Annotated in this window: 20 protein-coding genes; 14 read left to right on the top strand and 6 right to left on the bottom strand. The window is 65.6% G+C overall.

The window, feature by feature from the left end; genetic code table 11:
* Window positions 1-18 precede the first annotated feature (18 nt).
* The 5 genes from AC1RJW_RS20110 to AC1RJW_RS20090 all read left to right on the top strand — a co-directional run bounded on the left by AC1RJW_RS20110 (window position 19) and on the right by AC1RJW_RS20090 (window position 6590).
* On the top strand, window positions 19-1068 hold the full coding sequence (locus tag AC1RJW_RS20110) for an ABC transporter ATP-binding protein (RefSeq protein ID WP_493046553.1): 1050 nt from the start codon (window positions 19-21) through the stop codon (window positions 1066-1068).
* Complete coding sequence (locus tag AC1RJW_RS20105; protein ID WP_493046552.1) at window positions 1068-2549, top strand: mannitol dehydrogenase family protein; 1482 nt, start codon at window positions 1068-1070, stop codon at window positions 2547-2549. The genes AC1RJW_RS20110 and AC1RJW_RS20105 overlap by 1 nt, the downstream gene beginning before the upstream one ends.
* Before the next feature lie 15 nt (window positions 2550-2564).
* Window positions 2565-3482 (top strand): helix-turn-helix domain-containing protein, encoded by a 918-nt coding sequence (locus AC1RJW_RS20100; RefSeq protein WP_493046551.1) that lies wholly within the window; start codon window positions 2565-2567, stop codon window positions 3480-3482.
* A 55-nt stretch (window positions 3483-3537) separates the two neighbouring features.
* Window positions 3538-4464, top strand: coding sequence for a helix-turn-helix domain-containing protein (locus AC1RJW_RS20095; RefSeq protein WP_493046550.1), 927 nt, complete (start codon window positions 3538-3540; stop codon window positions 4462-4464).
* 71 nt (window positions 4465-4535) lie between these two features.
* Complete coding sequence (locus AC1RJW_RS20090; RefSeq protein ID WP_493046549.1) at window positions 4536-6590, top strand: esterase-like activity of phytase family protein; 2055 nt, start codon at window positions 4536-4538, stop codon at window positions 6588-6590.
* Between the two features lie 82 nt (window positions 6591-6672).
* Here the strand turns inward: AC1RJW_RS20090 and AC1RJW_RS20085 are convergent, their stop codons facing one another.
* Window positions 6673-8727, bottom strand: coding sequence for a S9 family peptidase (locus tag AC1RJW_RS20085; RefSeq protein WP_493046806.1), 2055 nt, complete (start codon window positions 8725-8727; stop codon window positions 6673-6675).
* A 160-nt stretch (window positions 8728-8887) separates the two neighbouring features.
* The gene (locus tag AC1RJW_RS20080; protein ID WP_493046548.1) at window positions 8888-9595 is read right to left on the bottom strand and encodes a glutathione S-transferase family protein; all 708 of its coding nucleotides are present in this window, start codon (window positions 9593-9595) and stop codon (window positions 8888-8890) included.
* Between the two features lie 113 nt (window positions 9596-9708).
* On the opposite strand from AC1RJW_RS20080, the gene AC1RJW_RS20075 reads away from it, so the two are divergent.
* From AC1RJW_RS20075 to AC1RJW_RS20060, 4 genes are all read left to right on the top strand, one after another.
* On the top strand, window positions 9709-10077 hold the full coding sequence (locus AC1RJW_RS20075; protein WP_493046547.1) for a winged helix-turn-helix transcriptional regulator: 369 nt from the start codon (window positions 9709-9711) through the stop codon (window positions 10075-10077).
* A gap of 61 nt (window positions 10078-10138) precedes the next feature.
* Window positions 10139-10735: a hypothetical protein gene (locus AC1RJW_RS20070; protein WP_493046546.1), complete on the top strand. Its 597-nt coding sequence runs from the start codon at window positions 10139-10141 to the stop codon at window positions 10733-10735.
* A 371-nt stretch (window positions 10736-11106) separates the two neighbouring features.
* Window positions 11107-12318, top strand: a complete 1212-nt coding sequence (locus AC1RJW_RS20065) for an HD-GYP domain-containing protein (protein ID WP_493046545.1) — start codon at window positions 11107-11109, stop codon at window positions 12316-12318.
* A gap of 145 nt (window positions 12319-12463) precedes the next feature.
* Window positions 12464-14104: a methyl-accepting chemotaxis protein gene (locus AC1RJW_RS20060; RefSeq protein WP_493046544.1), complete on the top strand. Its 1641-nt coding sequence runs from the start codon at window positions 12464-12466 to the stop codon at window positions 14102-14104.
* On the opposite strand, the gene AC1RJW_RS20055 is transcribed toward AC1RJW_RS20060, so the two are convergent.
* The 3 genes from AC1RJW_RS20055 to AC1RJW_RS20045 form a co-directional block, all read right to left on the bottom strand.
* The gene (locus tag AC1RJW_RS20055) at window positions 14076-14924 is read right to left on the bottom strand and encodes a DUF2071 domain-containing protein (RefSeq protein WP_493046543.1); all 849 of its coding nucleotides are present in this window, start codon (window positions 14922-14924) and stop codon (window positions 14076-14078) included. The genes AC1RJW_RS20060 and AC1RJW_RS20055 overlap by 29 nt on opposite strands.
* Before the next feature lie 61 nt (window positions 14925-14985).
* Entirely contained in the window at window positions 14986-15768 is a 783-nt protein-coding gene (locus tag AC1RJW_RS20050; protein ID WP_326456358.1) for a 3-hydroxybutyrate dehydrogenase, read from the bottom strand.
* A 92-nt stretch (window positions 15769-15860) separates the two neighbouring features.
* A complete protein-coding gene (locus tag AC1RJW_RS20045; RefSeq protein WP_493046542.1) occupies window positions 15861-16955 on the bottom strand; it encodes an AraC family transcriptional regulator in 1095 nt (364 codons plus the stop codon).
* Between the two features lie 141 nt (window positions 16956-17096).
* On the opposite strand from AC1RJW_RS20045, the gene AC1RJW_RS20040 reads away from it, so the two are divergent.
* The 5 genes from AC1RJW_RS20040 to AC1RJW_RS20020 all read left to right on the top strand — a co-directional run bounded on the left by AC1RJW_RS20040 (window position 17097) and on the right by AC1RJW_RS20020 (window position 24702).
* Window positions 17097-18707: an FAD-binding oxidoreductase gene (locus AC1RJW_RS20040; protein ID WP_493046541.1), complete on the top strand. Its 1611-nt coding sequence runs from the start codon at window positions 17097-17099 to the stop codon at window positions 18705-18707.
* Window positions 18704-20272 carry a glycerol-3-phosphate dehydrogenase/oxidase gene (locus tag AC1RJW_RS20035; protein ID WP_493046540.1) on the top strand — a complete coding sequence of 523 codons (1569 nt, stop codon included), beginning with the start codon at window positions 18704-18706 and terminating at the stop codon, window positions 20270-20272. The genes AC1RJW_RS20040 and AC1RJW_RS20035 overlap by 4 nt, the downstream gene beginning before the upstream one ends.
* Complete coding sequence (locus AC1RJW_RS20030; protein ID WP_493046539.1) at window positions 20236-20622, top strand: hypothetical protein; 387 nt, start codon at window positions 20236-20238, stop codon at window positions 20620-20622. Before AC1RJW_RS20035 ends, AC1RJW_RS20030 begins: the two co-directional genes overlap by 37 nt.
* Before the next feature lie 3 nt (window positions 20623-20625).
* Window positions 20626-22203 (top strand): FGGY-family carbohydrate kinase, encoded by a 1578-nt coding sequence (locus AC1RJW_RS20025; RefSeq protein WP_493046538.1) that lies wholly within the window; start codon window positions 20626-20628, stop codon window positions 22201-22203.
* Between the two features lie 246 nt (window positions 22204-22449).
* The gene (locus tag AC1RJW_RS20020) at window positions 22450-24702 is read left to right on the top strand and encodes a TonB-dependent hemoglobin/transferrin/lactoferrin family receptor (RefSeq protein WP_493046537.1); all 2253 of its coding nucleotides are present in this window, start codon (window positions 22450-22452) and stop codon (window positions 24700-24702) included.
* A 209-nt stretch (window positions 24703-24911) separates the two neighbouring features.
* Here the strand turns inward: AC1RJW_RS20020 and AC1RJW_RS20015 are convergent, their stop codons facing one another.
* The gene (locus AC1RJW_RS20015; protein ID WP_493046536.1) at window positions 24912-26270 is read right to left on the bottom strand and encodes a diguanylate cyclase; all 1359 of its coding nucleotides are present in this window, start codon (window positions 26268-26270) and stop codon (window positions 24912-24914) included.
* Window positions 26271-26325 lie beyond the last annotated feature (55 nt).

The following is a 26325-nucleotide window of genomic DNA, read 5'->3' as shown; positions in this document are numbered from 1 at the left end:
AAAGAATTGAGAAAAATCATGGCTTACCTTCAACTGAGCAATATCGAGAAATTCTTTGGCGAACACCGCGCCATCAAGGGCATCGACCTGGAGATTCAACAGGGCGAATTCGTCGTCTTCGTGGGACCGTCGGGTTGCGGAAAATCAACCCTGCTGCGCCTGATCGCGGGCCTGGAACCGATCGATGGCGGCAAGCTGTCGCTCGACGGGCGCGATATCACGGCGCTGCCGTCGTCGAAGCGCGACCTGGCGATGGTGTTCCAGTCGTATGCGCTGTACCCGCACATGACGGTATTCCAGAACATGTCGTTCGCCTTGAAACTGGCCGGCGTCGATCCGGCCGTCATCCGCGAGAAAGTCGACAAGGCGGCCGCCATCCTCGATCTGGGTAAATACCTGGAACGCACGCCGAAGGAACTGTCGGGCGGCCAGCGCCAGCGGGTGGCCATCGGCCGCGCCATCGTGCGCGACCCGAAAGTGTTTTTGTTCGATGAACCGCTGTCGAACCTGGACGCGGCCCTGCGCGTGCAGACGCGCATCGAGATCGCCAAGCTGCACCGCGAGCTGGGCGCCACCACCATCTATGTGACGCACGACCAGGTCGAGGCGATGACCCTGGCCGACCGCGTGGTGGTGCTGCGCGACGGGCAGATCGAGCAGCATGGCTCGCCCCTGGAACTGTATGACCGCCCGGCCAACCGCTTCGTCGCGCAATTCATCGGCACGCCCAGCATGAATGTGGTGCCCGCCGATGCGGCGCCGCAGCTGCTGGCGCAGGCGGGCAGCGCGGCGCAGGCCGATGGTTTTGTCGGCATCCGCCCCGAGCACGTGCACCTGGGCGCGGTACAGCCGGGCAGCGTGCCCGTCACCGTCGACCTGGTGGAATCGCTGGGCGTGGAAACCCTGACCTATGTGCGCCTGCCGAACAATGTGCAGGTGGTGTCGCGCGGCGCGGAGCGCAGCAGCCTGCAGCCGGGCCAGCAGACGCACCTGACGTTCGAGCCGGGCTTCGTCCATTATTTCGACCGCGCCGGCAAGACCTACGCGGCGGCGAAAGGAGCGCTGTAATGGATGCCATCGCATTGAAGCAGGCGAACCTGGCCAAGCTGCCGGCGGACGTGGCCGTGCCCGCGTATGCGCGCGGCGCGCTCGTGCCCAGCATCGTGCATATCGGCGTGGGCGGCTTCTTCCGCGCCCACCAGGCCGTGTACCTCGACGATTTGCTGGCCTTGCCCGGCCAGCAAGACGCGCAATGGGGCTATTGCGGCGTGGGCTTGCTCGCGCATGATGCGGCCATGCGCGACGCCATGCGGGCGCAGGACGGTTTATATACGGTGGTCGAGCGCAGCGCGGCCGGCGATACCGCGCGCATCATCGGCTGCATCGGCGAATACCTGTATGCGCCCGACGAGCCGCAAGCTGTGCTGGAAAAGCTGGCCGACCCTGGCACGCGCATCGTCGCGCTGACCATCACGGAGGGCGGCTATTACGTCAACCAGGGCACGGGCGAGTTTGATGCGGATCATGCCGACATTGCGTACGAACTGGCGCATCCCGAGGCGCCGCGCTGCTCGTTCGGCTACCTGGCCGCGGCGCTGGCCCTGCGCCGCCAGCGGGGCCTGGCGCCATTTACCATCATGTCCTGCGATAACCTGCAAAACAATGGCGACGTGACGCGCAAGATGCTGCTGGCCTTTGTCGCCCTGCGCGACGCAGAACTGGCGCGCTGGCTGGCCACGCATGGCAGCTTCCCCAACAGCATGGTCGACCGCATCACGCCGGCCACCACGGACGAACACCGGGCGCTGGTGCGCGACAGTTTCGGCATCGTCGACGCCTGGCCCGTCGTGTGCGAGCCGTTCCGCCAGTGGGTCATCGAAGACGAATTCCCGCAGGGCCGTCCGGCCTGGGAACTGGTGGGCGCGCAGATGACGCACGACGTGCTGCCGTATGAAAAGATGAAGCTGCGTTTGCTCAATGCCAGCCACCAGGCCCTGTGCTACATTGGCATGCAGCTCGGCTACACGTTTGCGCATGAAGCGATGGGTGACCCTGGCATCCGCCTGCTGGTGCGGCGCATGATGGATGACGAGGTCACGCCCCTGCTGGGCGCAGTGGAAGGCATCGACCTGGCGCAATACAAGCACACCCTGATCGAACGCTTCTCGAATCCGGCCGTGCGCGACCAGCTGGCGCGCATTGGCACGGAAGGCTCGGCGCGCATCCCGAAATTCGTGCTGCCATCCGTGCGCGAAGCACTGGCCCGGGGCGGCGCCATCAAGCTGCTGGCGTTTACCGTGGCGTGCTGGTTCCGCTACCTGGAAGGCCACGACGAGCAGGGGCGCGAGATGCCCCTGAACGATCCATATGCGGTGCGCCTGCGCGCGCTGGCGCTGCAGGGCGGGGCGGACGCCGCGGCGCTGCTGTCCTTGCGCGAGCTGTTCGGCGAATTGAGCGACGCAGAGGCGTTCACGCAGGCGGTGGGGCAGTCGCTGGCCAGCCTGTATGGACTGGGCGCGCGCGCGGCGCTGGAACAGATCGTCGCCTGACGGGGAGGGCGCGCCATGCCACGCAAGGCCGGATATCCGCAGGTGGAGCAGGAACTGGAACAGCAGCGCGACGCCACGCCCGGCTTCGAGCCGAAAGGCAGTTTCGGCTTCATCCGCTATCTCGAGCACGGCTTTCCGAATGCGCTGGTGCGCTGGCATTACCACGACGAGTACGAACTGCACCTGATCGTCGAAAGCAGCGGCAAGGTCTTTGTCGGCGACTACATCGGCCAGTTCGCGCCCGGCCACCTGGTGTTGACGGGGCCGCGCGTGCCGCATAACTGGGTCTCGCTCGATACGCCGGCCGAGGGCGTGGCCCTGCGCGACATGGTGATCCAGTTCGGCCATGCGCCGCTGGCGTCGATGGCGGCCGCCATTCCCGAATTGAAGGGAATCTTCCCGTTGCTGCAGCGCGCCCTGCATGGCGTGGAATTCTTTGGCGTCAGCGAGCAGTCGCTGCGGCGCTTCCGGCGCATCCGCGACAGCAGCGGCCTGCCGCGCTTCATCGAATTTCTCACCTTGCTGGGTGAGCTGGCGCAGACCAGCGATTACCAGCTGCTGTCGACGGTGCCCATGCAGTCGAGCGACGATGACGTGGCCTTGGCGCGCATCAGTTCGGCCATCAACTTCATCGTGCACAATTACAGCAGCCAGTTCTCGCTGAAACAGCTGGCCGAGCAGGTGGACATGCCCGAGCGGACGTTTTCGCGCTTCTTTCGCAGCGCCACGGGCAACAGCTTCACGGATTTCGTCAACCGCCTGCGCATCAACAAGGCGTGCCAGCTGCTGATGGAGACGGAGCGCTATGTCAGCAACATCTGCTACGAGGCGGGTTTTAACAATGTGGCCAATTTCAACCGGCGCTTCCTGGAATTGAAGGGCATGACGCCGAAGGAGTTTCGCCAGCAGGCGCTGGGCCGTTTTGGCGAGTGAAGCTTTTTGAGGTACATTCGATGGCACGGGCGGGGACAGCCTGAGAGAGACGAGCATGGAACACCTATGGCACAAGGACAGCGAGCGCAAGGCGCCCGAGCTGGAACGCGAAAGCTACGACGGCATTATCAATTACCTGGAACATGGCTATCCCAGCTCGCGCGTGCGCTGGCACTGCCATGAAGAGTATGAGCTGCACCTGATTGTCGCCACCAGCGGGCGCCTGTTCGTGGGCGACTACATCGGCGAATTCTCGCCCGGCCACCTGGTGCTGACGGGCCCGCGCCTGCCGCACAACTGGATTTCCAACGTGATGCCGGAGGGCGGCGTGGCCCTGCGCGATATGATCGTGCAGTTCGCCCATGCGCCGCTGGCCGGCGCCGCGCGCGTGATCCCCGAATTGCGCGAGCTGCTGCCCCTGCTCGAGCGCTCCAGCTATGGCGTGGAGTTTTTCGACATGGGCCACGAGGCCGAACAGCACCTGGCGCGCATCCGCGCCACGCATGGCGCCGAGCGCTTCGCCGAATTCGTGCAATTGATGAGCAAGCTGGCGCGCACGGCCAACTACCGCCTGCTGTCGAGCGCCTCCCTGCGTTCCTACGACGATGACGCCACCCTGGCCAAGGTCAATTCCGTCCTCAACTATATTACGGAGAATTACCGCGAGCCGATATCGGCGGAAATGCTGGCCGAGCAGGTGGGCATGTCGCTGAGTAAATTCTCGCGCTTCTTCCGCAAGGCGACGGGCAACAGCTTTACCGATTTCGTCAGCCGGCTGCGCATCAACAAGGCGTGCCAGCTGCTGATGGACACCGACCAATACGTGTCGAACGTCTGCTACGACGTGGGTTTCCAGAACGTGGCCAACTTCAACCGCCGCTTTTTGCAGGTGAAGGGCGTCACGCCGAAGGAATTCCGGCGCCAGGCCGATGGCCGCTTCGGCGGCATCGGCGGGCCTGTTGCGGATACGCCACTGGCGTGACGGCTGTCATGGGCTTGTCACTTTGAACAGTTACTCTCCACGGCTTCAATCCCACCTTAGCCGAGGAATGCATGAACACTGCTGTAACGTCGACCCCGAAACTGACCCTGCTGGCCATCGCCGCCGGCCTGGCCCTGGCCGCCTGTGGCGGCAGCGATAATCCGCCGGCGGAACCATCCAAGCCCGTGGCGCAGACGGGTGTGTTCCTCGACGGCGCGGTGGAAGGACTCGATTACGTGGCCGGCAGCGCGGCCAAGGCCAGCACCAACGCCAAGGGCGAATTCATGTGCAACCCGGGCGAGACGGTGGCCTTCAGCGTGGGCGGCCTGGCCCTCGGTTCGGCGCCATGCGGCGCCGTCGTCACGCCGCTGGCGCTGGCCGCCAGCACGAATGTGGCGGACGACAAGGTCGTCAACCGCCTGCTGGCGCTGCAACTGCTCGATGACGACAGCGATCCGTCGAACGGTATCAAGCTGACGGCCGAAGTAAAGGCTGCGCTGGCTGGCAAGACCCTGGACTTTGCCGCCTCCCCGGCCGTCTTCAACACGGCCCTGGCCGCGCATCTGGCGGCGGTGGGCGGAAAATTCGCCGGCCGCACGGTCGATGCCGAGCGCCGCGCCCTCGTGCGCGAGCATTTCGAGGACACCCTCGCCTCGAAAGCGGGCGCGCCCGTCAACGAGGCGCTGACGCAGGCCAATCCGGTGGGCGAAGTGAAAGTGACCGTGACGCGCTACCAGATCCAGGCGGCCGACAAATTCTACGTGCCGTACGAAGGCGCGAACGCCAAGATCAAGGGCGAATTCCCGAACGGCTTCCTGCCTTCCTACGGTTCCGGCCTGGCCTACAAGGGCAAGAACGCGGCTGGCGACCTGGAATTCTATGGCTTGACGGACCGCGGCCCGAACGGCGACGGCCCGCTGGTGCCCGACCCGTCGGGCAAGGGCACCATCGGCAGCAAGATCTTCCCGTCGCCCAGCTTTACGCCCTCGTTTGGCGTGATCACGGTCGGCAAGAACGGCGCCGTGCTGGGTTCGTCGACGCCGATCAAGGTGTCGGCCACCGTCAACAGCTCGGGCTTGCCCGTGCCCGTGGGCGCGGTCGGCAATTCGGCCGAGATTCCTGTCATGGATGCGATGAAGTTCGACGCCGCCGGCAAGGCCGTCTTCAACGCGGGCGGCCTCGATTCGGAAGCCATCGTCGTCGATGCCAAGCGCAATGCGCTGTGGGTGTCCGACGAATACGGCCCCTTCATCGTCAAGATCGATGCGGCCACGGGTATCATCCAGGCCAAGTACGAGCCGGGCAAGGGCTTGCCGGCGCTGTTCGCCAAGCGCCGCGCGAACCGTGGCATGGAAGGCATGACCCTCGACACGAGCAACGACAAGCTGTACGCCTTTTTGCAAAGCCCGTTGACGGACGGCTCGGCAATGTACTCGGTGACGAAGAAGAATGAACAGGTCGAGCGCTTCGCCCGCTTCACGCGCTGGATCGAATTCGACCCGACGACGGGCACCAGCGGCAAGATGTATGCGTATCCGCTGAATGCCGCCGACTACCAGGATGGCCGCACGGGCAACGCCAAGCTGGGCGACATGGTGGCGCTGGGCGGCGGCAAGTTCCTCGTCATCGAGCAGGGCGCCGCGCCATCGGGCAAGGTCTTCAACAAGCTGATGCTGGTCGAACTGAAGGGCGCCACGGACATTGCGGCCGCCGCCTTCAACGCGACGACCTCCGACCTGGAAAAGAGCAGCATGGGCGGCGCGGCCGTCAATGGCGCCGACTGGGCCGCTGTCACGCCGCTGAAGAAAACCCTGTTGCTGGACTTGAACGCCATCGGCTGGGCGGCGGAAAAGGCGGAAGGCCTGACCCTGATCGACGACTCCACCATCGCGCTGGCCAACGATAATGACTTCGGCCTGAAAACCAAGGTCTTCGACGCGAATGGCGTGGAAGTGGCGGACGCCGACGTGACCAAGTGCACGGTCGACGCCAACGGCGCCATCGTCACCAGCAGCGCGGCCGGCTGCACCGCGGGCAATACCATCCGCGTGGCGCGCGGCGACGACCGCGAGCGTCCTAGCCGCTTGTGGATCGTGAAGTTCGCCAAGGCGCTCACTGCGTATTGATCGCGTATTGATATTGCGCAATTGATGGATGAAAAAAAGCCGCACAGTGCGAACTGTGCGGCTTTTTGACTGTGGGCCAGGTTTACTTTTTAGTATAAGTATTGAGCCAATCGAGCACCGTGTGATGCCACAGCAGCGAATTGGCCGGCTTCAGCACCCAGTGGTTTTCGTCCGGGAAGACCAGCAGCTTGCTCGGGATGCCACGGCGCTGCAGCGCCGTGAAGGTGCCCAGGCCTTGCGCCGTGGGGATGCGGAAGTCCAGGTCGCCCTGCACCACCAGCATCGGCGTCTTCCAGTTCTTCACGAAGTTGACGGGGTTGAACTGCTCGTACTTGGCCGGCGCGTCGTAATAGGTGCCGCCGTTTTCCCACTCGGTGAACCACAGTTCTTCCGTTGCATAGGCCATGCCGCGGTTGTCGAACACGCCGTCGTGGTTGACCAGGCACTTGAAGCCGTCCGGCCAGTTACCGGCGATCCAGTTCATCATGTAGCCGCCGTAGGACGCGCCCAGCGCGCAGCTGCGCTCGCGGTCCAGCCACGGGAATTTTTTGGCGGCCGCTTCCAGGCCCTTCTGCAGGTCGAGCAGCGGCTTGCCGCCCCAGTCGCCGCTGATGGCATCCGTGAACTTCTGGCCATAGCCGGTCGAGCCGTGGAAGTCGATGAAGACGGTGGCGTAGCCGGCGCCCGCATACACTTGCGGATTCCAGCGGTAGCTCCAGCTGTTGCCGAAGCTGCCTTGCGGGCCGCCGTGCACCAAAAAGGCGACCGGATACTTTTCGCCCGCCTTGGCATTCCATGGCTTCATGACGTGGCCGTAGACGGTTTCGCCATCCGCGCCCGCGAACGAGAACTGCTCATATTCGCCGAAGCGCACGTTGGCCAGCGCTGCCGCATTCTGCCTGGTCAGCTGGACCATCGGCGCGTTTTCCGACTTTGCGTCGAGCTTGCGCGTGTACAGCTGCGCGCCCGAGGCCAGGTTGGCTTGCGCCAGCACGATGGTATTGCCGCGCACGTCGAAGTCGCCCACGGCGCCCTTGCCCGTCAGCGCGCTGACCTTGCCGCTGGCCGCGTCGATGTGGAACAGACGGTGCTGGCCCACGTCATCGGCGGCGACGAGGAAGGCCTTGCCGTCCGGCGTCCAGCGGAAATCGGCCACGGAACGGTCCCAGTCGTCGGCCAGGGTGCGCTTCTTGCCCGTGGCGACATCCATCAGCACCAGATGAAAACGGTCCGCTTCGAAGCCAGGCTTGGTCATGGCGACATACGCCAGGGTACGGCCATCGGGCGAGTAGGTGGCTTTCGCATCCCAGGCCGGATTGTTGGCCGTGAGGTTGCGTGGCGCCTGGCCGCCGGCGGCGGGTATCGTATAGACGTCGAAGTTGGTCGACCACGATTCCGTGCGGCCGGCCACGCGCACGGAGAAGGCTACCGTCTTGCCGTCCGGGCTGAAGTGGTATTCGCTGTTGTCGCCGAATGGCTTCGATGGCGCGTCGCCATCGAGGGTGCCGCTCAGGCTGACGGGCGCGGCGCTGACCTTGCCGGTCGCGTCGATCGGCGCCGAATACAGCGCATTGCGGCGGCCGTCGGCCCAGGTATCCCAGTGGCGCACGAACATCTGGTCGTAGACCATGCCGCTGGCCTTGTTCTTCGCTTTTTCATCGAGGCGCTTTTTTGTACAGGCGAGGTCGGCGCAATCGAGGAAGACGCCCATGCTGAAGGCCAGGCGGTCGCCCTGCGGCGACAGGCGGTAGGTATCGACGTCCAGCGCCAGGTCGGTGACCTTGGCCGCTTCGCCGCCGTTCAGGGGCAGCTGCCACACTTGCGAGGAGCCGGAGCGGCCCGAGAGGAAGTAGATGGCGTCGCCGTTCGGCGACCATTGCGGGTCGCTGGCGCTGGCGTCGCCGCGCGTGAGCTGGCGCGGCGCCGCGTTCGGCGCGCGCAGGTCGATCATCCACAGTTGCGTATTGCCGCGGTTTTTCTCCAGGTTGGTCGTGCGCACCGTGTAGACGACGCGCGTGGCGTCCGGCGACAGCACGGGGCTGCCGACTCTTTCCATGGCGACCATGTCTTCCACGGTGAAACCGCGCGGCGCGGCCGGCGCCGGTTCTGCCGCAACGGCGGCGGCGGTGGTGGCCATGGCGGCACTGAATGCTCCCAAGAGCAGCAGACGTAAACTCATTCAAACTCCCGATTCTGATGACGACGTTATCGATATGGTATTGACGTGGCCGGCTGTACCGCCGGCAGCCCGACATCATAGCAATAAAGACGCGCCCGCTGCGGGAGTTGACCGCCGGTTAGCCGGCCGGCACTGCCAGTTGGTCGAGCGCCACGTGGCCCAGGAAACCGCCCCGGCTGACGGCCGGCAAGCCCGCCTCGATGGCGTGGGCAAAGCGGATGCCGGGGTCCTGTTCCAGCGCCGCCAGCACGCGCGCCACGTGCGGATAGTCGCTTAAGCGCGCCAGCTGCAGCGGTTCGGCCCAGCGCGCCGTGGCGGCCAGGTAGGCGTCGGCGATGCTCGGCGCCGCATCGGAAGCGAGCCAGGCGCGGCCTTCGAGCAGGCGTTCCAGGTGCGCCAGGCTTTTATTCACCTTCTCGACGGCCATCTCGCGCCAGACGGCCGCGCGTGCATCGTTTTCTGCCGCGCGGCTGGCCTGGAAGGCGGGCATGAAGGCCGCGTGGAAGGTCGTGTGCAAAAACGACAGCACGCTGTTCAGGCGGTCGCAGGCGGGCGTGCCCTGCGCAAAGCCCAGGCAGCTGTCCGGCGCGCGGGCGGCGATATGCAGCAGGATCGCCATGCTTTCCAGCAGCGGCGCGCCCGTGTGCGTGAGCAGGGCCGGCGTCTGGCCCAGGGGATTGATGGCGAGAAAGGCCGGATGCTGCTTGCTGGCCGGGTCGCGTGCTTCGACGCGGGCCAGGCGATACGGCAAGCCGCTCCATTCGAGGGCGGCGATGGCGGCAAACGAGCAGCCGAACGGCACGCTGTAGATCAGGGTGGTTTCCATGCTGGAGTTCCATTCAGGTGAGGGAAGGGCAGTCTAATCGCGATGGTTACTATTTGGAAGAAGGCAGAATAATGTGGTATAGGTACATTTTTTATACCAGATAGGGCATGCACATGAAAGACAATGTCTCGGGCTGCGCCGTGGAAGAAGCCATGCGCTTGCTGGGAGGGCGCTGGAGAGCGGTGCTGCTCAGCTATCTGATGGCGGGACCGAAGCGCTTCAGCGAAATCCGCCGCGCCGTGCCGAATATCTCGCAGCGCATGCTGACCCTGGACTTGCGCGCGCTGGAAGAGGCGGGCTTGCTGACGCGCACGGTCTACGCGGAAGTGCCCGTCAAGGTGGAATATCAACTGACGGACGAGGGCTTGCACCTGCGCGAGCTGGTCGAGATGCTGCGCGCCATCGGCCTGCGCCTGCGCGGGCAGGCGGACGGCGGCGGCGCCTTTCTCGCGCCCGATGTCGTGGATGATAGTTCTCTATAGAAACAGCTGTTTTTATGCAAAGTGCTAGACTGCCGGCCTTTGACCACTACTTTTGACACCCATGCGCCTGACTACCCTCGCCCTGACCGCCGCCGCCCTGTTCGCCGCCTTGCCAGCCCAGGCCGCTACCATGCCCACGCTCGAACACATCCAGGCCGCCGTGCAGGCGGGCGTGGCCAAAACGCAAGCCAGGATGCAATCGTCGATACCGGTTCCCATTCCCGTCAAGGCCACCAGCCTGCAGGGCTGCCAGGAGTCGCAGGAAGTGCAGGGCGAGGTGGTGTGCCTGGTCGGCATGAGCGCCGGCATGCGCGACGGTTTTATGGTCTTGCCGCTACGTAACGATAACGGCACCTGGGTCGGCGTCGAGCGCAAGGACGCCAGGTTTGCGGGGCCGTCGCCGGCCGAGGCACAAGCGATGATACGCGCCTGGGCCAAGGAAGAGGTGGCGCGCAATCCGGAGGCGGCCAAGGACGTGCAGATGCAGGAAGCGCAAAGCACCATGCAGGTCAAGGCCGTCAACGAGTGCGACGTCCAGCGCAAGACGGGCTATCTGGTGTGCGACACGGAATTGAGCGTGCCGAGCCGCCCTGAAGGCATCAAGACGGAACTGACCTTCATGCTGGAAAACGCCGGCTGGCGCTACGTGCCGCGCTAAGCTGCCAGCTGCCACGCCGTTCGCGCAGCAGCCTGGCATTCTTCCTCCCATAGCGCCAGCCCCGCTTCGGGGCGCCTGGCGCTGGTGTATTTCCTTCCTGCACTTCCTGCCTGTGGGCGGCCCATGCGGCCGCCGGCAGGCATATCGCCTCCCTCATCGGCACCATACATACAGTTAAGTGAAGTGGCTTAATTGATATATTTATTCATTAAATATTCATTTCAATTAAAATGATAAAATTGGTGATTATCTTTATTTTTGTTGTGATTTTCCCATATAAAGCCATATATTTGTTTTAATCGTTATTTTTTGGCGTATGATATTAATAATGCGTAAGTAAATTCTGCGATCTGAATGTCTGGAGAACCGCCGTGCTGAAAAAAATAACGAGTAGTGAACTCATGCTGGGAATGTATGTCGAACGCCTGGGCCGTTCCTGGCTCGATACCCCTTTCTGGACGCGTTCTTTCTTGCTGGAATCGCTGGCTGACCTCGAGCGTATCCGCTCGGCGCGCCTGTGCGAAGTGTGGATCGACACGGCGCGCGGCCTGGCGCCGGCGGTTGCCGTGCCGCCTGCCGTGCCGCCGGCAGCCGATCGCGGCCCCGCCCCTGATACGGCGCCCGCCGTGTCGCGCGACGAGCAACTGGCGCGCGCCTGGCGCCTGATCGAACGCTCGCGCCAGGCCGTGCAGACGATGTTCGACGAGGTGCGCATGGGCAAGGCCTTGTCCGCGGCGCAAGCCTACGAGCTGGTTGACGATATCGCCGGCTCGGTGCAGCGCGGCGGCGACGTGCTGCTGGGCCTGGCGCGCCTGAAAACCGCCGACAACTACACGTATATGCATTCGGTGGCCGTGTGCGCGCTGATGACGGCCCTGGCCAGGGAACTGGGCCTGGCGCCCGAACAGGTGCGCTCGGCTGGCCTGGCGGGTTTGTTGCACGATATCGGCAAGATGGCCGTGCCGTCCGCCATCCTCAACAAGCCGGGCAGCCTGAGCGAAGCGGAATTTTCCTCCGTGCGCGCCCATCCGTCCGCCGGCCACCGCATGCTGCAGGAGGTGGGCGAGATCGACCCGGTGGCGCTCGACGTGTGCCTGCATCACCATGAAAAACTCGATGGCAGCGGCTACCCCAAGGGGCTGCGTGGCGAGGATATCAGCCTGTTTGCCCGCATGGGTGCCATCTGCGACGTGTACGACGCGATCACCTCGAACCGGCCGTACAAGCAGGGCTGGTGCCCGGCCGATTCGCTGCGCCGCATGGCCGCCTGGTGCGGCGGGCACCTGGACGCGCAGCTGTTTGCCGCCTTCGTCAAATGCCTGGGCATCTATCCGCTGGGCACCCTGGTGCGGCTGCAGTCGGAGCGCCTGGCCGTGGTGGTGGGACAGGCGCCGGGCAAGCCGCTGACCCAGCCCAGCGTGCGCGTGTTTTTTTCCATCCGCGCCGGCACCTGCATCGCCCCGACTGTCATCGACCTGGCCGCGCCGGGTTGCCAGGAGCGCATTGTTTCCACGGAAAGCGCAGCCCAGTGGCGCTTGCAGGACATCGACCGTTACTGGGCCGGCGAACCTGCCGTGGCATGACGGCTGGCACGGCCGTAATAAAGTGCATTTTGTTAATAATAAAATATTAAAATAATGGTGCCAGTGCCGTGTTCGCTTTGCTGGCTGGCGACCGTTCCTTGTCCGCATACCCGTCACCGTACGGGCTACTTCTGAGGATGTGACCATGCGACTGAATCTTCCCGTCAGCGATACCGAAATCAACCTGAGCGATAGCGAGACCATCGTCTCGACTACCGACTTGCAAGGCAATATCACGTATGCCAACCCGTATTTCATCGCCGTCAGCGGTTACAGCGCGGAAGAATTGATCGGCGCGCCGCAAAACATCCTCCGGCATCCGGACATGCCGGCCGAAGCGTTCGCCGATTTCTGGGCCACCATCCGTTCGGGGCGCTCGTGGAGCGGCATGGTGAAAAACCGCTGCAAGAACGGCGATTATTACTGGGTGCTGGCGAACGTCACGCCGGTGGTGGAAGACGGCGTGGCCGTCGGCTACATGTCCGTGCGCACCAAGCCCACGCGCCAGCAGGTGGCGCAGGCGTCCGCCCTGTATGCGCGCATCAAGGCGGGGCAGGCCGATGGCATCGTCATCAGCCAGGGCGCTGCCGTGCGCACGGGCTGGCTGGCCAGGCTGGCGAGCCTGCGCGACCTGCCGCTGGGCCAGCGCATCGCCTGGAACCTGGGGGCGCTGGTGCTGCTGTTGCTGCTGCAACTGGGGTGGGATGCGGGCCTGCTGCCGGCCGCGGCCCACGGCTGGCTGACGGGCCTGTCCGTGGCGGCCTTGTGCCTGACCCTGTATTTCTGGCATGCCTTGCACAAGGTCGTGCTGCAGCCGCTGCAGCAAGCGCGCCAGGCGTGCGATGTGATGGCGGGCGGCGACCTGACGGGCGAGCTCGACACCACGCGGCGCGACGAGATGGGGCAGCTGCTGCGCTCGCTGCGCCAGTTGCGCGTGAACCTGCACTCCATCGTCGGCGACGTGCGCGGCAATTTCCTGCGCATCAGCATGGCCAGCCAGGAAATCGCCGCCGGCAATATGGATTTGTCGGGCCGCACGGAGGCGCAGGCGTCGGCCCTGCAGCAGACGGCGTCGAGCATGGAGCAGCTGGCGGCCACGGTGCAGCAGAATAGCGGCAACGCCGTGCAAGCGAGCGACATGGCGGGCAAGGTGCATGGCCTGGCCGGGCGCGGCGGCGAGATCGTCGGCCAGATGGTCAGCATGATGGCCGACATTAACGCCTCATCGAAGAAGATCGGCGACATTACGGGTATTATCGAGGGTATCGCCTTCCAGACGAACATCCTGGCCTTGAACGCGGCCGTGGAAGCGGCGCGCGCGGGCGACCAGGGGCGGGGCTTTGCCGTGGTGGCGGGCGAGGTGCGCAGCCTGGCCCACCGCAGCGCGGCGGCGGCCACGGAAATCAAGCAGTTGATCACGGCATCGCTGGAGCAAGTGCGGGCGGGCGCGACGCTGGCGCAGCAGGCGGGCGCCAGCAGCGCCGAGATGCTGGGCGCCGTGCAGGGCGTGCACGGCATCATGGAAGAGATCGCCTCGGCTTCGCGCGAGCAAAGCCATGGCATCGGCCAGGTCAACATGGCCGTCACGCAGATGGATGAAGTGACGCAGCAGAACGCGGCGCTGGTCGAGGAATCGGCGGCTGCCTCGGCATCGCTGCAAGACCAGACCTTGCAGCTGGAACAGGCGATGGCCCTGTTCAAGCTGGAACGGCGGCGCGGCGGCGCGGCCGTGCCCCTGCGCGCGCCGGAGCGCCGCGCTACAGCAGGCGCTCTGACAGCGCCTTGAACGGCACCTTGGGCACGAGGAAGGCGAACGGGGCGGACATGGGCGGCAATTGCCCCAGCAAGCCGCAGTCGGCGCGCAAGGCCGTCAGCGCTTGCACTTGATCCACATCAACGGGCAAGTCGATTTCGCCGAAGACCAGCTTGCCGTTGCGCGGCACGTGCGCAATGGCCGCATCCTGGCAGGCGAGGAAGGCGACGGCGTCGTGCCAGTTGCCGAACAGTTGCTGCCAGTCGGCATCGAGGCCATGCGCCGCCGTGATGTCCGCCTGCACATCGAGCGCCGGGGCGCTGCCGGAGCCGCTGGCAATGCTGCAGTGCGCCTGCGTGGCCGTGACCTCCAGCGTCATGCCGGCCGCCAGGTGGGTCGGCAGGATATCGCTGAACAGCCGCGTGCCCAGCGCGTGCGGCAGGCTGGCCATGATGTTTTTCAAGAAATACACGCAAGGCACGGCCGGTGCGCCCGGCGGCGTATGGTCCAGGTACAGGCGCCAGTTGCTTTGCAGGGGAGACGGCAGCAGCCGGCGCAGCGGACCGAGCAGGGCAGGGCCGAAATGCCCGTGGCGGTAGGTCAGCACGGTAAATGGCGTCTTGCCGTCGCGCTGCCACAGGGCCACGCCTGGCGGCAATAATTTCTGCGCCGCAGCGGCGTCGACCAGCCAGCTCACGTAGACGACGTCGCGCACGTCGCTGTGCAGTTTCAGGAAGGGCAGGCGCGACATGACGGCCTGGCGTAGCCTGGCGAAATGCGCGCAATTGGCGAGCGCGGCAAACAGGCGCCCCGGCCTGCCCGCGCGCGGGTGGCGGTAAGTGTTGTCTTGCAATTAGGAACTTTCAGATGCGGTGATGCAGGCGGACGGCGCCGCCTGCCGGAGACGCTGGGTCTTATTGCATGTGCCAGCCGTGACTCACCACGATGGATTGTCCGCTCAGGGCGTTCGACGGGAACGCGGCCAGGAAGATGGCCGTTTGCGCCACGTCCTGCGTGGTGGTGAATTCGCCGTCGATCGTGTCTTTCAGCATCACTTTCTTGATCACGTCTTCTTCGCTGATGTTCAGCTGGGCCGCCTGTTCGGGGATTTGCTTGTCGACCAGCGGCGTGCGCACGAAGCCGGGGCAGATGACGTTGGCGCGGATGCCGTCTTTTGCGCCTTCCTTGGCCACCACCTTGGCCAGGCCCAGCAGACCATGCTTGGCGGCAACATAGGCGCTCTTGAACGGCGAGCCTTCGTGCGAGTGCACGGAACCCATGTAGATGATGGCGCCGCCGCGGCCCGCCTTGATCATTTCGCGCATGCAGGCGCGCGTGGTGAGGAAGGCGCCGTCCATGTGAATGGCCAGCATCTTTTTCCACTGGTCGAACGGGTAGTCGACGACGGGGCTGATGATCTGGATGCCCGCGTTGCTGATCAGGATATCGATGCCGCCGAAGTGGGCCACGGCGTCCGCCACGCCCTTGTCCACCTGTTCTTCGCTGGAGACGTCCATGGCGACGGCAAACGCCTGGCCGCCCGCTTGCTTGATTTCCTCGGCCGTCTTGCTGGCCGCTTCCAGGGCCAGATCGGCGATGACGACCTTGGCGCCCTGTTTCGCGTATTCGATGGCCATTTCCTTGCCGATGCCACTGGCGGCGCCGGTAATCAGTGCGACTTTGTCTTTGAGTTGCATATTAATCCTTTGCATTGCGGGTTGGAGTGATCGTGGAAAACCTGACTATGCCAGTATAGCCAGAAAACGCGCCGCGCATGCCCCGCGCACGCCTAAACGGCTTGCTGCCGGTCAAGCTGCCTGTCCAGCATCTCCTGCAGGCGCCAGGCGCCGGGATTGGTGCCCGACCAGGTGCGAAACGCGTGGTTGAACGCGCTTTGTTCCTGGTAGCCGAGCAGGAAGGCGATGTCGACCAGCGACAGGTCCGGCTCGCGCAGATAGTCGCGCGCCAGGCCATAGCGGGCCTGATCCAGCAGGGCCTGGAAGCTGGTGCCCGCGTCGGCCAGCTTGCGCTGCAGGGTGCGCGGCGTGACGGCCAGCGCGGCGGCAACGGTGGCCAGCCGCGCCGAACCCTGGCGCAAGCCCGCCACGATGGCCGCGTGGACTTGCGCGTCGATGCCGGCGCCCATGTCCATCTCCGCCTGGCGCTGTGCCAGCAATTGTTCCGCATGCTGGCACAGCACGGGATACAGGCTGACGTCCGCGTTCGGCACGGGCCAGTCCAGCAATTGCGCGTCGAAGGTGGCCGTGTTGGCGGGGGCGTTGAAGGCGGGCAGGCTGCCCAGCACGCGCACGTATTCGTCGCGGTGCGCCGCGTGGCGCAGCAAGTCGCCGCCGCCATCGTGGGTGAATGCCAGCCGGGCCGGCGGCAGCGGCATGCCCGCCAGCCAGTCGCCGCACACTTTGACACCGGCAAAGACGCTGTCGACCAGGTGCCGGCTGGCGCCCGGGTAGTTGCTGGCCCAGCGGTAATGCGCGATGGCGCCGTCGCGCTGCAGGGTCGAGCGGCCCAGGTCGTGCGCCAGCCGTTCGTAGCGGGCCGTCTGTTCCAGCGCCTGGCCCACGTTGCTGCAACTGAGCAAGATCAAGCCGTAGGCGCTGTAGGTGCCCATGCGCACGCGCTGGCCCACGTGCAGGCCGAAATGCGCGTCGCCCGCCAGCTGCGCGCCCGCATCGAGCAGGCGCACGTAGTCGCGCGCGGCCAAGGCCAGGCCGGTCGCGGCCGCTTCCAGGCCGTGCGGCGCCACGCCGGCCGCCTGCGCCAGGGTGGCGCTATCGATGCCGTGGGCGCCGGCCGCTTCCAGCAGCGGCTGCAGATAGGCGCCGGCGACCCGGCCTTCCGCGTGGTGGCTGTCAGTGTCTGGCATGATGGAACAATGCGATTGTCATGAAAAACCAATACCCTTCGTCTGTGGCGGCATATGCTATTGATCTAGCAAGAAAATCAGGCAAGAACAGTATAGCAAGCCGCCATGGCGCGCAACTGGCCACAACACAGGGGGATGTCGATGCAACGCTGGAATGGCTGGGGGGACGAGAGCGTCACGTATGCGCTGAGCGAGGATGCGCTGGCTTTTCTGGGCGAGCGCCTGGGGCCGGGCAGCGGCATTGCCGACGCCACCTTCGACGACGCTTGCGCGCAAGTGCCCGTATCGCGCCTGGCGCCGCATCCGCTCATCGATACTACGCCAGCTGTGCGCGTGCCCCATGCGCTGGGTCAAAGCCTGCCCGACTGGTTCAAGTTGCGCCATGGCCGCATCGGCTTTGTTCCCGATGGCGTGGCGTTTCCCGACAGCGCGCTGCAGGTGCGCCAGCTGCTCGCGTATGCGCGCCAGGCTTGCGTGGCCGTGATACCCCACGGCGGCGGCACCAGCGTGGTAGGGCATTTGACGGTGGCGGCGGGGCCGCGTCCCGTACTGTCGATCAGCCTGACCCGCCTGTGCGCGCTGGGCCACCTGGACCGCGAGGCGCAGCTGGCGACGTTTGGCGCGGGCGTGTATGGCCCCGACCTGGAAGCGCAGCTGCGCGCGCATGGCTATACGTTGGGACACTATCCGCAGTCGTTCGAATACTCGACGTTGGGCGGCTGGATCGCCACGCGCTCGTCGGGCCAGCAATCGCTGCGCTATGGCCGCATCGAGCAGCTGTTCGCGGGCGGCGAGGTGGAAACGCCGTCCGGCACCTTGAGCATCCCCACCTTTCCCGCGTCGGCGGCCGGCATCGACCTGCGCGAAATGGTGCTCGGCTCCGAAGGGCGGCTGGGCATCCTGACGCAGGCCACCGTGCGCGTCTCGCCGCTGCCGCCGTATGAGGCGTTCCACGCCGTGTTCTTCGCCGACTGGGGCCAGGCGCAGGCGGCCGTGCGGGCGCTGGCCCAGTCGCGCCTGCCCCTGTGCATGCTGCGCCTGTCGAACGCGGTCGAAACGCAAACCATGCTGACCCTGGCCGGGCATAAAAGACTGGTGGGATTGCTGGAGCGTTATCTGTCCCTGCGCGGCTGCGCGGAAGGAAAATGCATGCTGATGCTGGGCGTGAGCGGCGACGAGAAACCGGCGCGCGCGGCCCTGCGCGGCGCCCTGGCGGTGGCGCGGCGGCACAAGGGCGTGCACGTGGGGCGCCACATGGGCGACAAATGGAAGCAGGGACGCTTTCGCAACGTCTACCTGCGCAACGGCGCCTGGGAACACGGCTACGTCATCGACACGGTGGAAACGGCCGTCGACTGGCCCCGCGTGACGGCCATGATGGCGGCCCTGGAGCAGGCGGGCAGCAATGCGCTGGCCGCACACGGCGAGCAGGTGCACGCCTACACGCATCTGTCGCACGTGTATGCGCAGGGCGCCAGCGTCTACACCACGTATGTGTACCGGCTGGCGCCCACCTTTGAAGCCAACATGGCGCGCTGGCGCAGCTTGAAAGACGCGGCCAGCGCCGCCATCGTCGCCAACGGCGGCACCATCAGCCACCAGCATGGCGTGGGCACGGACCACGCGCCGTGGCTGATGGCGGAAAAGGGAGAACTGGGCATCGCCGCCATGCGCGCGCTGCTGCGCCAGTTCGACCCGCAGGGCATGATGAACCCCGGCAAACTGCTGCCCGAAGCCGGCGGCCCGTCATGAACAGGGCAGAGCTGCCTGGCATCCTGGCGCGCGACTGGGATGTGCTGATCGTCGGCGGCGGCATCACGGGCGCCGGCATCCTGCTGGAAGCGGCGCGGCGCGGCCTGGCGGCGCTGCTGGTGGAGCAGCGCGATTTCGCCTGGGGCACGTCGAGCCGTTCGTCGAAGCTGGTGCACGGCGGCTTGCGCTACCTCAAGCAGGGCCAGTTCGCGCTGACGCGCGAGTCGGTGCATGAGCGGCAAGCCTTGCTGGCGGATGCGGCCGGGCTGGTCGAGCCGCAGGGCTTCGCCTTCGGCGACTACGCGGGCAGGAAGCCGGGGCGGCGCCAGTTCATGCTGGGCCTGGCCATCTACGACGCGATGGCGGGCAAGCGCGCGCGCCGCTATGTCGATGCGCCTGATTTTGCCATGCTGGCGCCGCACGTCCGGCGCGACGGCCTGCAGGGCGGCATGCTGTACCAGGATGCCAAGACGGACGATGCGCGCCTGGTGCTGCGCGTGCTGCAGGAGGCGCGGTGCCATGGCGGTGTGGCCGTCAATTACCTGGGCGTGGCATCGCTGCTGCGCGACGATGGCAAGGTCGCCGGCGCCACCTTGAACGATGCGGTCGATGGCATGGCATGCACCGTGCGTGCGCGCCTGGTGATCAGCGCCACGGGCGCCTGGGCCGACGGCTTGCGCGGCCAGGTGGGAGCGCCGCCGAAGCTGCGGCCCCTGCGCGGCAGCCATCTGCTGCTGCCCGCCTGGCGTTTGCCGCTGGCGCAAGCCGTCAGCCTGATGCACCCGCACGATGGCCGCCCCGTGTTTGCGTATCCGTGGGAGGGCGTGACCCTGGTCGGCACCACCGATGTCGACCACGCCGGCGGCCTGGAAAGCGAGCCGGCCATCACGCGCGGCGAACTCGATTACCTGCTGGCGGCGCTGCGCTGGCAGTTTCCGCAGCTGGCGCTGGGCGAAGACGACGTGCTGGCCACGTTTGCCGGCGTGCGCCCCGTGATCGACAGCGGCCAGCTTGACCCGTCGAAGGAAGCGCGCGAACATGCGCTATGGCTGGAAAACGGCTTGCTGACGGTGGCGGGCGGCAAGCTGACGACGTTCCGCGTGATCGCCCTCGATGCCTTGCGCCGCGCCGCACCGCTGCTGCCGGGCTGGCGAGCGGATTTGCGCCCGCTGCCCATCTTTGACGCAACGCCGCCCCTGTCGGGCAAGGCCTTGCTGCTCGACGGCGAGCAGCGCGAACGGCTGCTGGGCCGTCATGGCGCGGCCGCGCAGGCCCTGTGCGATGCGGCGCACGAGGGTGAACTGGCGCCGGTGCCCGGCACGCAGACTTTATGGGCGCAGCTGCGCTGGGGCGCGCGCAGCGAGGACGTGCAGCACCTGGACGACTTGCTGCTGCGGCGCACGCGCCTCGGTTTGCAGCTGGCCGGCGGCGCGCTTGCTATCATGCCGCGCCTGCGCGCCATCTGCCAGCATGAACTGGGCTGGGACGATGCGCGCTGGGAGGAAGAGCAGCAGCGTTACCTGGCCTTGTGGCGCAGCCATTACAGCGTGCCGCAGGGCGGCTGAAAAACCATAAAAATAAGCAAGAGGAGAGCATCATCGAGACCACCCTGTTTGGCCAGCCCCTGGCGCTGGGCGACGCCCGCATCACCTACGACAGCCTGTCGCCGCTGGACTTGCGCCAGCCCGTCGATACCCTTGTCGACGACCTGGGCGAAGACCTGCTGCAAATCACGTGCGCGAATGGCGGCATCGTCGACGTGGGCTGGTACCCGGCCTGGAGCGAAGAGGGACGCTTGCGCGTGGTGGCCGTGCGCGGGCAGGACTGGGAAGCGCCCGTGTTCAGCGCGCAGCCGGAAAAAGATCCGCAAGCGCTGCTGCAGGCGCTGCGCGCCGCGCTGGCCAGCGTGGCATAAGCCATGGCGACCGTAGCGGGCGATGGCCCGTATATCCTCTCCATCGACAATGGCACGCAAAGCGTGCGCGCGCTGTTGTTCGACCGGGACGGGACACTGGCGGCGAAGGCGCAGGTCTTCCTCGAAGCGTACTATTCCGACCACCCCGGCTGGGCCGAGCACGACGCCGACGGCTACTGGCAAGCCGTGTGCGAAGCGTGCCAGCAGCTGTGGCGCGGCACCGTCATTGAAAAATCGTCGATCGTCGGCGTGGCCGTCACCACGCAGCGCGGCACGGTGGTCAACGTGGATGCACACGGCGCGTCCTTGCGGCCCGCCATCACCTGGCTGGACCAGCGCAGCACGCGCGAGATTCCCCAATTGGCGCCATGGTGGCGCGCCGCCTTCCGCGCCACGCGCCTCGATGGCACGATCCGGTATTTCCGCCGCGAGGCCGAGATCAACTGGATCAGCGCGCACCAGCCCGACATCTGGCGCCGCACGCACAAGTTCCTGCTGCTGTCGGGCTTTTTGAATCACCGCCTCTGCGGAAAATATATCGATTCGACGGGCTCGCAAGTGGCGTATATCCCGTTCGACTACAAGCGCCATGCCTGGGCCGGGCGCTTCGACTGGAAGTGGCAGGCGCTGGCGATACAGCGCTCGATGTTGCCGGAACTGGTGACGCCGGGCACGCGCATGGGCGCCATCACGGCTGCGGCGGCCGCGGCGACGGGCATCCCGGAGGGCACGCCCCTGCTGGCGGCGGCGGCCGACAAGGCCTGTGAGGTGCTGGGCGCCGGCTGTGTCGAGCCGCACGTGGCGTGCCTCAGCTACGGCACCACGGCCACCATCAACACGACCAGCCGCAAGTACGTGGAAGTGACGCGCTTTATTCCGCCGTACCCGGCCGCCATGCCGGGCGCCTACAGCACGGAAGTGCAGATTTTCCGCGGCTACTGGATGGTCAACTGGTTCAAGGAGCAGTTCGGCGACCGCGAACGGGCGGCGGCGGCCGAGGATGGCACGGGCTTGTCCGCCGAGGCGCTGTTCGACCGCCTGGTCGACGCCGTGCCGCCCGGTTCCATGGGCCTGATGCTGCAACCGTACTGGAGTCCCGGCATCAAGGTGCCGGGGCCGGAAGCGAAGGGCGCCATGATCGGCTTTGGCGACGTGCATACGCGCGCGCACATCTACCGCGCCATCCTCGAAGGCCTCGCGTATGCGCTGCGCGAGGGCAAGGAACGCATCGAGCGGCGCAGCGGCATCGCCATCACGGAGCTGCGCATCGCCGGCGGCGGTTCGCAAAGCGACGCGGCCATGCAGCTGACGGCCGACATCTTCGGCTTGCCGGCCGCGCGCGCCCACGTATATGAAAGTTCGGGCCTGGGCGCGGCCATCGCCGCCGCCGTGGGGCTGGGCTGGCATGCGGACTTTCCCGCCGCCGTGCAAGCGATGACGCGCAAGGGCAAGGTATTCCAGCCGCATCCCGAGCACCGCAAGATCTACGAGCAGCTGTACCGGCGCGTGTACCGCAAGATGTATGCGCGGTTGCAACCGCTGTACCGCGAGATCGCCGACATCACCGGTTATCCGGAATAGCTACTCATTAAATGCTATTGCGAATCATTCTCATCCATTATATGATGTGTTCCGCATTTCACTAAGGCAACTTATCCCCGGTGACTGCAGTGCGCCGCCGGCCTTGCGCCGGCGGCGTGTCCGCGCGGGCAGGGTTCCGCCGCAACGCTTCCTTCAACGCCGCCGCTTGATCGTGCACCGCCTGTCCTCTGCCCAGCATTTTTTCATTCCACAAGCATGAAGCAGCAAACCCAGGCAAGGATAGCGATGAAGAGCAGCAAACAAGGATTGACCCCGCTGGCCGCCGCGCTGGCGCTGGCATTGGGCGGCGCGCACGGCCATGCGTGGGCGGCAGACAGCAGCGATGCGGTGCAGATGCCCGCCATCAGCGTGTTTGGCGACGCCATCAGCGCCGGCACGGCCGGACGCTCGTACATCAACAGCGCCGACATCGAGCGCCAGCAGGCCGACAATGTCGCGTCCTTGCTCGACACCTTGCCCGGCGTCGACCTGGCCGGCACGGCCCGCCCCAGCGGCCAAAGCCTCAATATCTGGGGTTTTAATAAAGTGCAGGACGTGAAAGTCATCCTCGACGGCGTGCCCAAGGGCTTCGAGAAATACCGCCAGGGTTCCATCTTCATCGAGCCGGAACTGATCAAGCAGATCGAAGTGAACAAGGGCGCGCATACGAGCTTGTACGGGAATGGCGGCTTCGGCGGCGTCATCACGGTCGAGACCAAGGATGCGCAGGACTTGCTGGAAGGCGGCGAGAAAGCGGGCGCCATGCTCAAGTACTCGCGCCACTCGAACAATGGCGAAAACGACGCCACCGTGGCCGTTTACGGCCGCACGGCAGACGGCCGCTTCGACGCGATGGCCTTCACCACGCAGCGCAAGTCGGACGATTTGCGCAAACCCGACGGCAAGCCATTCCGCTTTTCCGCCATCGACGCGCCATCGAGCCTGGCCAAGCTGAATATCCGGCTGACGCCGGAGCAGCTGCTGACCCTGACGGCGATGAAGGGCGGCAGTTCGGGCTGGGGCCCGTTCGCCGCCATGGGCGAAGACGTGCCCACGCCGACCGAGGCGGAAATCAAAAAATATGGACTGGAGGAGGCGTGGCAGCGCAAGGCCGTGTACCGCGACCAGGACGACGACACCTATTCCGTGAAGTGGCAGTACGCGCCGCAACATAATCCGTGGATCAAGCTGACGGCCAGCGCCGGCTATTCGCACACGGACCAGCATGACAAGCGCCTGCCATCGGCTTCGGCGGGTTCCTACCTGGGCTCCCTGGGCAACGAGAGCTGGGCTTCGTACGTGGACCGCATCGCGGAAGTGCGCAACGAAAGCGTGTTTGCGACGGGCGCCGTGTCGCATGTGCTGCAAACGGGCCTGCAATGGCACAAGAACGTGCGCGACACCCTGATGTACTACCCGTCATCGACGGCGCTGAAAGACCCCAGCTACAACTACGGCTATTTCCAGCCCTATTACATGCCGGCCGGGCGCCAGGAAACCACGGGCCTGTATCTGCAGGATGCGATGACGTATGGCGACCTGACGCTGACGGCGGCGCTGCGCCACGACCGGGTCGTTTCCCAGGGCGTGCCGAACAGGGCGCCGCGCTACAACAGTCCGCTGGCGGCGGCCGGTCACGACTTCAGCGAAAAGGCGCACGCAGACTGGTCGCCCCGCCTGGGTCTGTTCTGGAAGGCGTCCAGCACGCTGGCCTTGTTCGGCGACTTGAGCCGCACCTGGCGCGCGCCGACGATCGACGAGATGTATTCGAACGAATACTATGTGTCGTCCCGGCTCGGTTCATCGACGCCTGGCACCAGCCGCGACCTGGCCGTCGAGCGCGTGACGGCCGTGCGCGCGGGCGTCATGCTGCACCGGCAGAACGTCTTCATGGAGCGCGACGACGTGCAGCTGCGCCTGACGGCGTACCAGAACCGCGTCAGCGACAATATCGGCCCGCGCCTGGGCATCCTGATCGAAGGCTATGTGCCGGGATCGGGCAAGGTGCCGCCGGCCCTGTCGTCCTACCGCAACCTGGCCGGTTTCCGCACGCAGGGCGTGGAAGTCGAGTCCTACTACAATTCGCCGCGCCTGTTTGCCAGCGCCTCGCTGTCGAAGCAGCGCGGCACGCGCACGGGTTCCCAGCGCGACCCGTGGGGCCAGGACGAACCTGTGTCGACCATCGCGCCCGATAAACTGATGGCGGGCCTGGGCTGGCGCATGCCCGACCTTGGGGCCAGCATGGGCTGGCAGGGCCGTTTCGTGGCAAAGCAGGAGCGCGTCCTGCCGGTGGGGAGCGTGTACCGCCTGCCGCCATCGAAGGGCTATGCGCTGCATACCCTGTTCGCCTCGTGGAATGGCAGGCAGGGCGTGTGGCGCGGCACGGAGGTGCGGCTGACGGTCGATAATGTCTTCAACCGCAATTACATGCCTTACCTGAGCGAGGCGGTCACCGGCGTGGGGCGTAATGCGAAATTGAGCGTGTCGAGAAAATTTTGATTCGCTTTGAGAACGGCGGGCCGGAGACGCGGGCCTGAGAAAATGCCGATGGCAGCGTTGCAGCTTCCTTGCCGTACTGGCGTACTGTCTGCGTCGCTGCGCCTTGCCCTCGACATTTTTCAGGTCCGCTTGGCCCGGGGTGCCTTTTTTTGTGACTTGGGCCTACTCCCGGTCCGTTGCATGTTCCGTTGAACTTCCAACTTCAAACGTCAACGTAAAACGATCGCCTTGACCGTTTCCCAGGCCGTGCTGCCCGAGTGCGTGGCGCGGACCTGGTTGCGGCCCTCTTCCTTGGCCACGTACAGGGCGCGGTCGGCGGCGACGAACAGCGCTTCGCGGTCGTCCAGCTGGTGCGGGCGGATGGTGGCCACGCCGATGCTGACGGTGATCCACGGCGAGGTGCTCGAGCGCGGGTGCGGCAGTTGCAGCGCTTCGATGCTGGCGCGGATGGCCTCGGCCAGGTGCAGGGCGCTGCCGGCGTCCGTGTCGGCAAACAGCAGGACGAATTCTTCGCCGCCGTAGCGGGCCGCCAGGTCGCCGGAGCGGCTGGCATGCGCATCGATGGCTTGCGCCACCTGCTGCAGGCAGCTGTCGCCGGCCGGGTGGCCCAGGCTGTCGTTGTACAGCTTGAAGTGGTCGACGTCGAGCACCACCAGCGACAGGGCGCCGCCGCCGCGCACGGCGCGTTGCCATTCTTTTTCCAGGAAACTGTCGAAATGCCGGCGGTTGGCTATTTTGGTCAGCGGATCGAGGTAGGCGGCGCGCTGCAATGCGTCTTCCGACTGCTTGTGGTGGGTGATGTCGTGCAGCAGGCCGATATACAGGGGCTGGCGCAGATACATGGGCGTGAGGGTCAGATCCATGCTCAGCGCCGCGCCGTTGCGGTGGCGGATCGCCACTTCGCGCGTGCCGTGGTTGTGCGCTTTTTCCGGATTGGCCGCGTGCATGGCGAAGTAATCGAGGTATTCCTGCGTCACCAGGGGGCTGAGCAGCTCGCCGATGGAACGTCCGGCCAGTTCGTTTTCGCGGTAGCCCAGGTACTGGTCGCAGGCCGGGTTGGTGTACTGGATGCGCCCGTCGGCTTCGATGATCAGCAAGCCCTCGGCCATGTTGTTGACGATGGTGCGCAGGCGCTCGGCCTGTTCCTGCTGCGTTTCATTGTTGCTGCGGATTTGCAGCTGGGCGCGCACGCGCGCGCACACTTCGGCCATGCGCAGCGGTTTGCTGATGTAATCGACGGCGCCGCAGTCGAAGCCGGCCACCACGTCTTCCGTTTCCGTCTTGGCGCTCATGAAGATGACGGGGATGCGCTGCGTCAGCGGGTGCTGCTTGAGGCGGCGGCACGTTTCGATGCCATCCATGTCCGGCATCAGTACGTCGAGCAGGATCAGGTCGGGCTGGGCGCGCTGGGCGATCGCCAGCGCCCGTTCGCCGGACGTGGCGACATAGGTTTGATAACCCTGTTCGCTCATCAGCTTGCGCAGCAGCTCAAGGTTGGCCGGCGCATCGTCGACAATCAAAATCGCGGCCTCTTGCCGCTGGGAATGCCCCACACTGCCTGAACTCATTGCTACCGGCCTTCTCGGATGTACTCTGCGCTGCCAGCATTTGCTGCATTTTCGG

The sequence above is a fragment of the Janthinobacterium sp. GW822-FHT07A03 genome (genome assembly GCF_058798815.1).
Note: the sequence above shows the minus strand (reverse complement) of the source record. Positions and strands in the feature narration are given on the sequence as shown.

Bases quoted from the DNA above. Each gene is read 5' to 3' on its own strand.
- AC1RJW_RS20090 (WP_493046549.1), top strand. From the start codon at position 4,536: ATGAACACTGCTGTAACGTCGACCCCGAAACTGACCCTGCTGGCCATC.
- AC1RJW_RS20045 (WP_493046542.1), bottom strand. From the start codon at position 16,955: ATGCCAGACACTGACAGCCACCACGCGGAAGGCCGGGTCGCCGGCGCC.
- AC1RJW_RS20085 (WP_493046806.1), bottom strand. From the start codon at position 8,727: ATGGCCACCACCGCCGCCGCCGTTGCGGCAGAACCGGCGCCGGCCGCG.
- AC1RJW_RS20105 (WP_493046552.1), top strand. From the start codon at position 1,068: ATGGATGCCATCGCATTGAAGCAGGCGAACCTGGCCAAGCTGCCGGCG.
- AC1RJW_RS20095 (WP_493046550.1), top strand. From the start codon at position 3,538: ATGGAACACCTATGGCACAAGGACAGCGAGCGCAAGGCGCCCGAGCTG.
- AC1RJW_RS20075 (WP_493046547.1), top strand. From the start codon at position 9,709: ATGAAAGACAATGTCTCGGGCTGCGCCGTGGAAGAAGCCATGCGCTTG.
- AC1RJW_RS20020 (WP_493046537.1), top strand. From the start codon at position 22,450: ATGAAGAGCAGCAAACAAGGATTGACCCCGCTGGCCGCCGCGCTGGCG.
- AC1RJW_RS20070 (WP_493046546.1), top strand. From the start codon at position 10,139: ATGCGCCTGACTACCCTCGCCCTGACCGCCGCCGCCCTGTTCGCCGCC.
- AC1RJW_RS20060 (WP_493046544.1), top strand. From the start codon at position 12,464: ATGCGACTGAATCTTCCCGTCAGCGATACCGAAATCAACCTGAGCGAT.
- AC1RJW_RS20035 (WP_493046540.1), top strand. From the start codon at position 18,704: ATGAACAGGGCAGAGCTGCCTGGCATCCTGGCGCGCGACTGGGATGTG.
- AC1RJW_RS20080 (WP_493046548.1), bottom strand. From the start codon at position 9,595: ATGGAAACCACCCTGATCTACAGCGTGCCGTTCGGCTGCTCGTTTGCC.
- AC1RJW_RS20025 (WP_493046538.1), top strand. From the start codon at position 20,626: ATGGCGACCGTAGCGGGCGATGGCCCGTATATCCTCTCCATCGACAAT.
- AC1RJW_RS20050 (WP_326456358.1), bottom strand. From the start codon at position 15,768: ATGCAACTCAAAGACAAAGTCGCACTGATTACCGGCGCCGCCAGTGGC.
- AC1RJW_RS20015 (WP_493046536.1), bottom strand. From the start codon at position 26,270: ATGAGTTCAGGCAGTGTGGGGCATTCCCAGCGGCAAGAGGCCGCGATT.
- AC1RJW_RS20100 (WP_493046551.1), top strand. From the start codon at position 2,565: ATGCCACGCAAGGCCGGATATCCGCAGGTGGAGCAGGAACTGGAACAG.
- AC1RJW_RS20040 (WP_493046541.1), top strand. From the start codon at position 17,097: ATGCAACGCTGGAATGGCTGGGGGGACGAGAGCGTCACGTATGCGCTG.
- AC1RJW_RS20110 (WP_493046553.1), top strand. From the start codon at position 19: ATGGCTTACCTTCAACTGAGCAATATCGAGAAATTCTTTGGCGAACAC.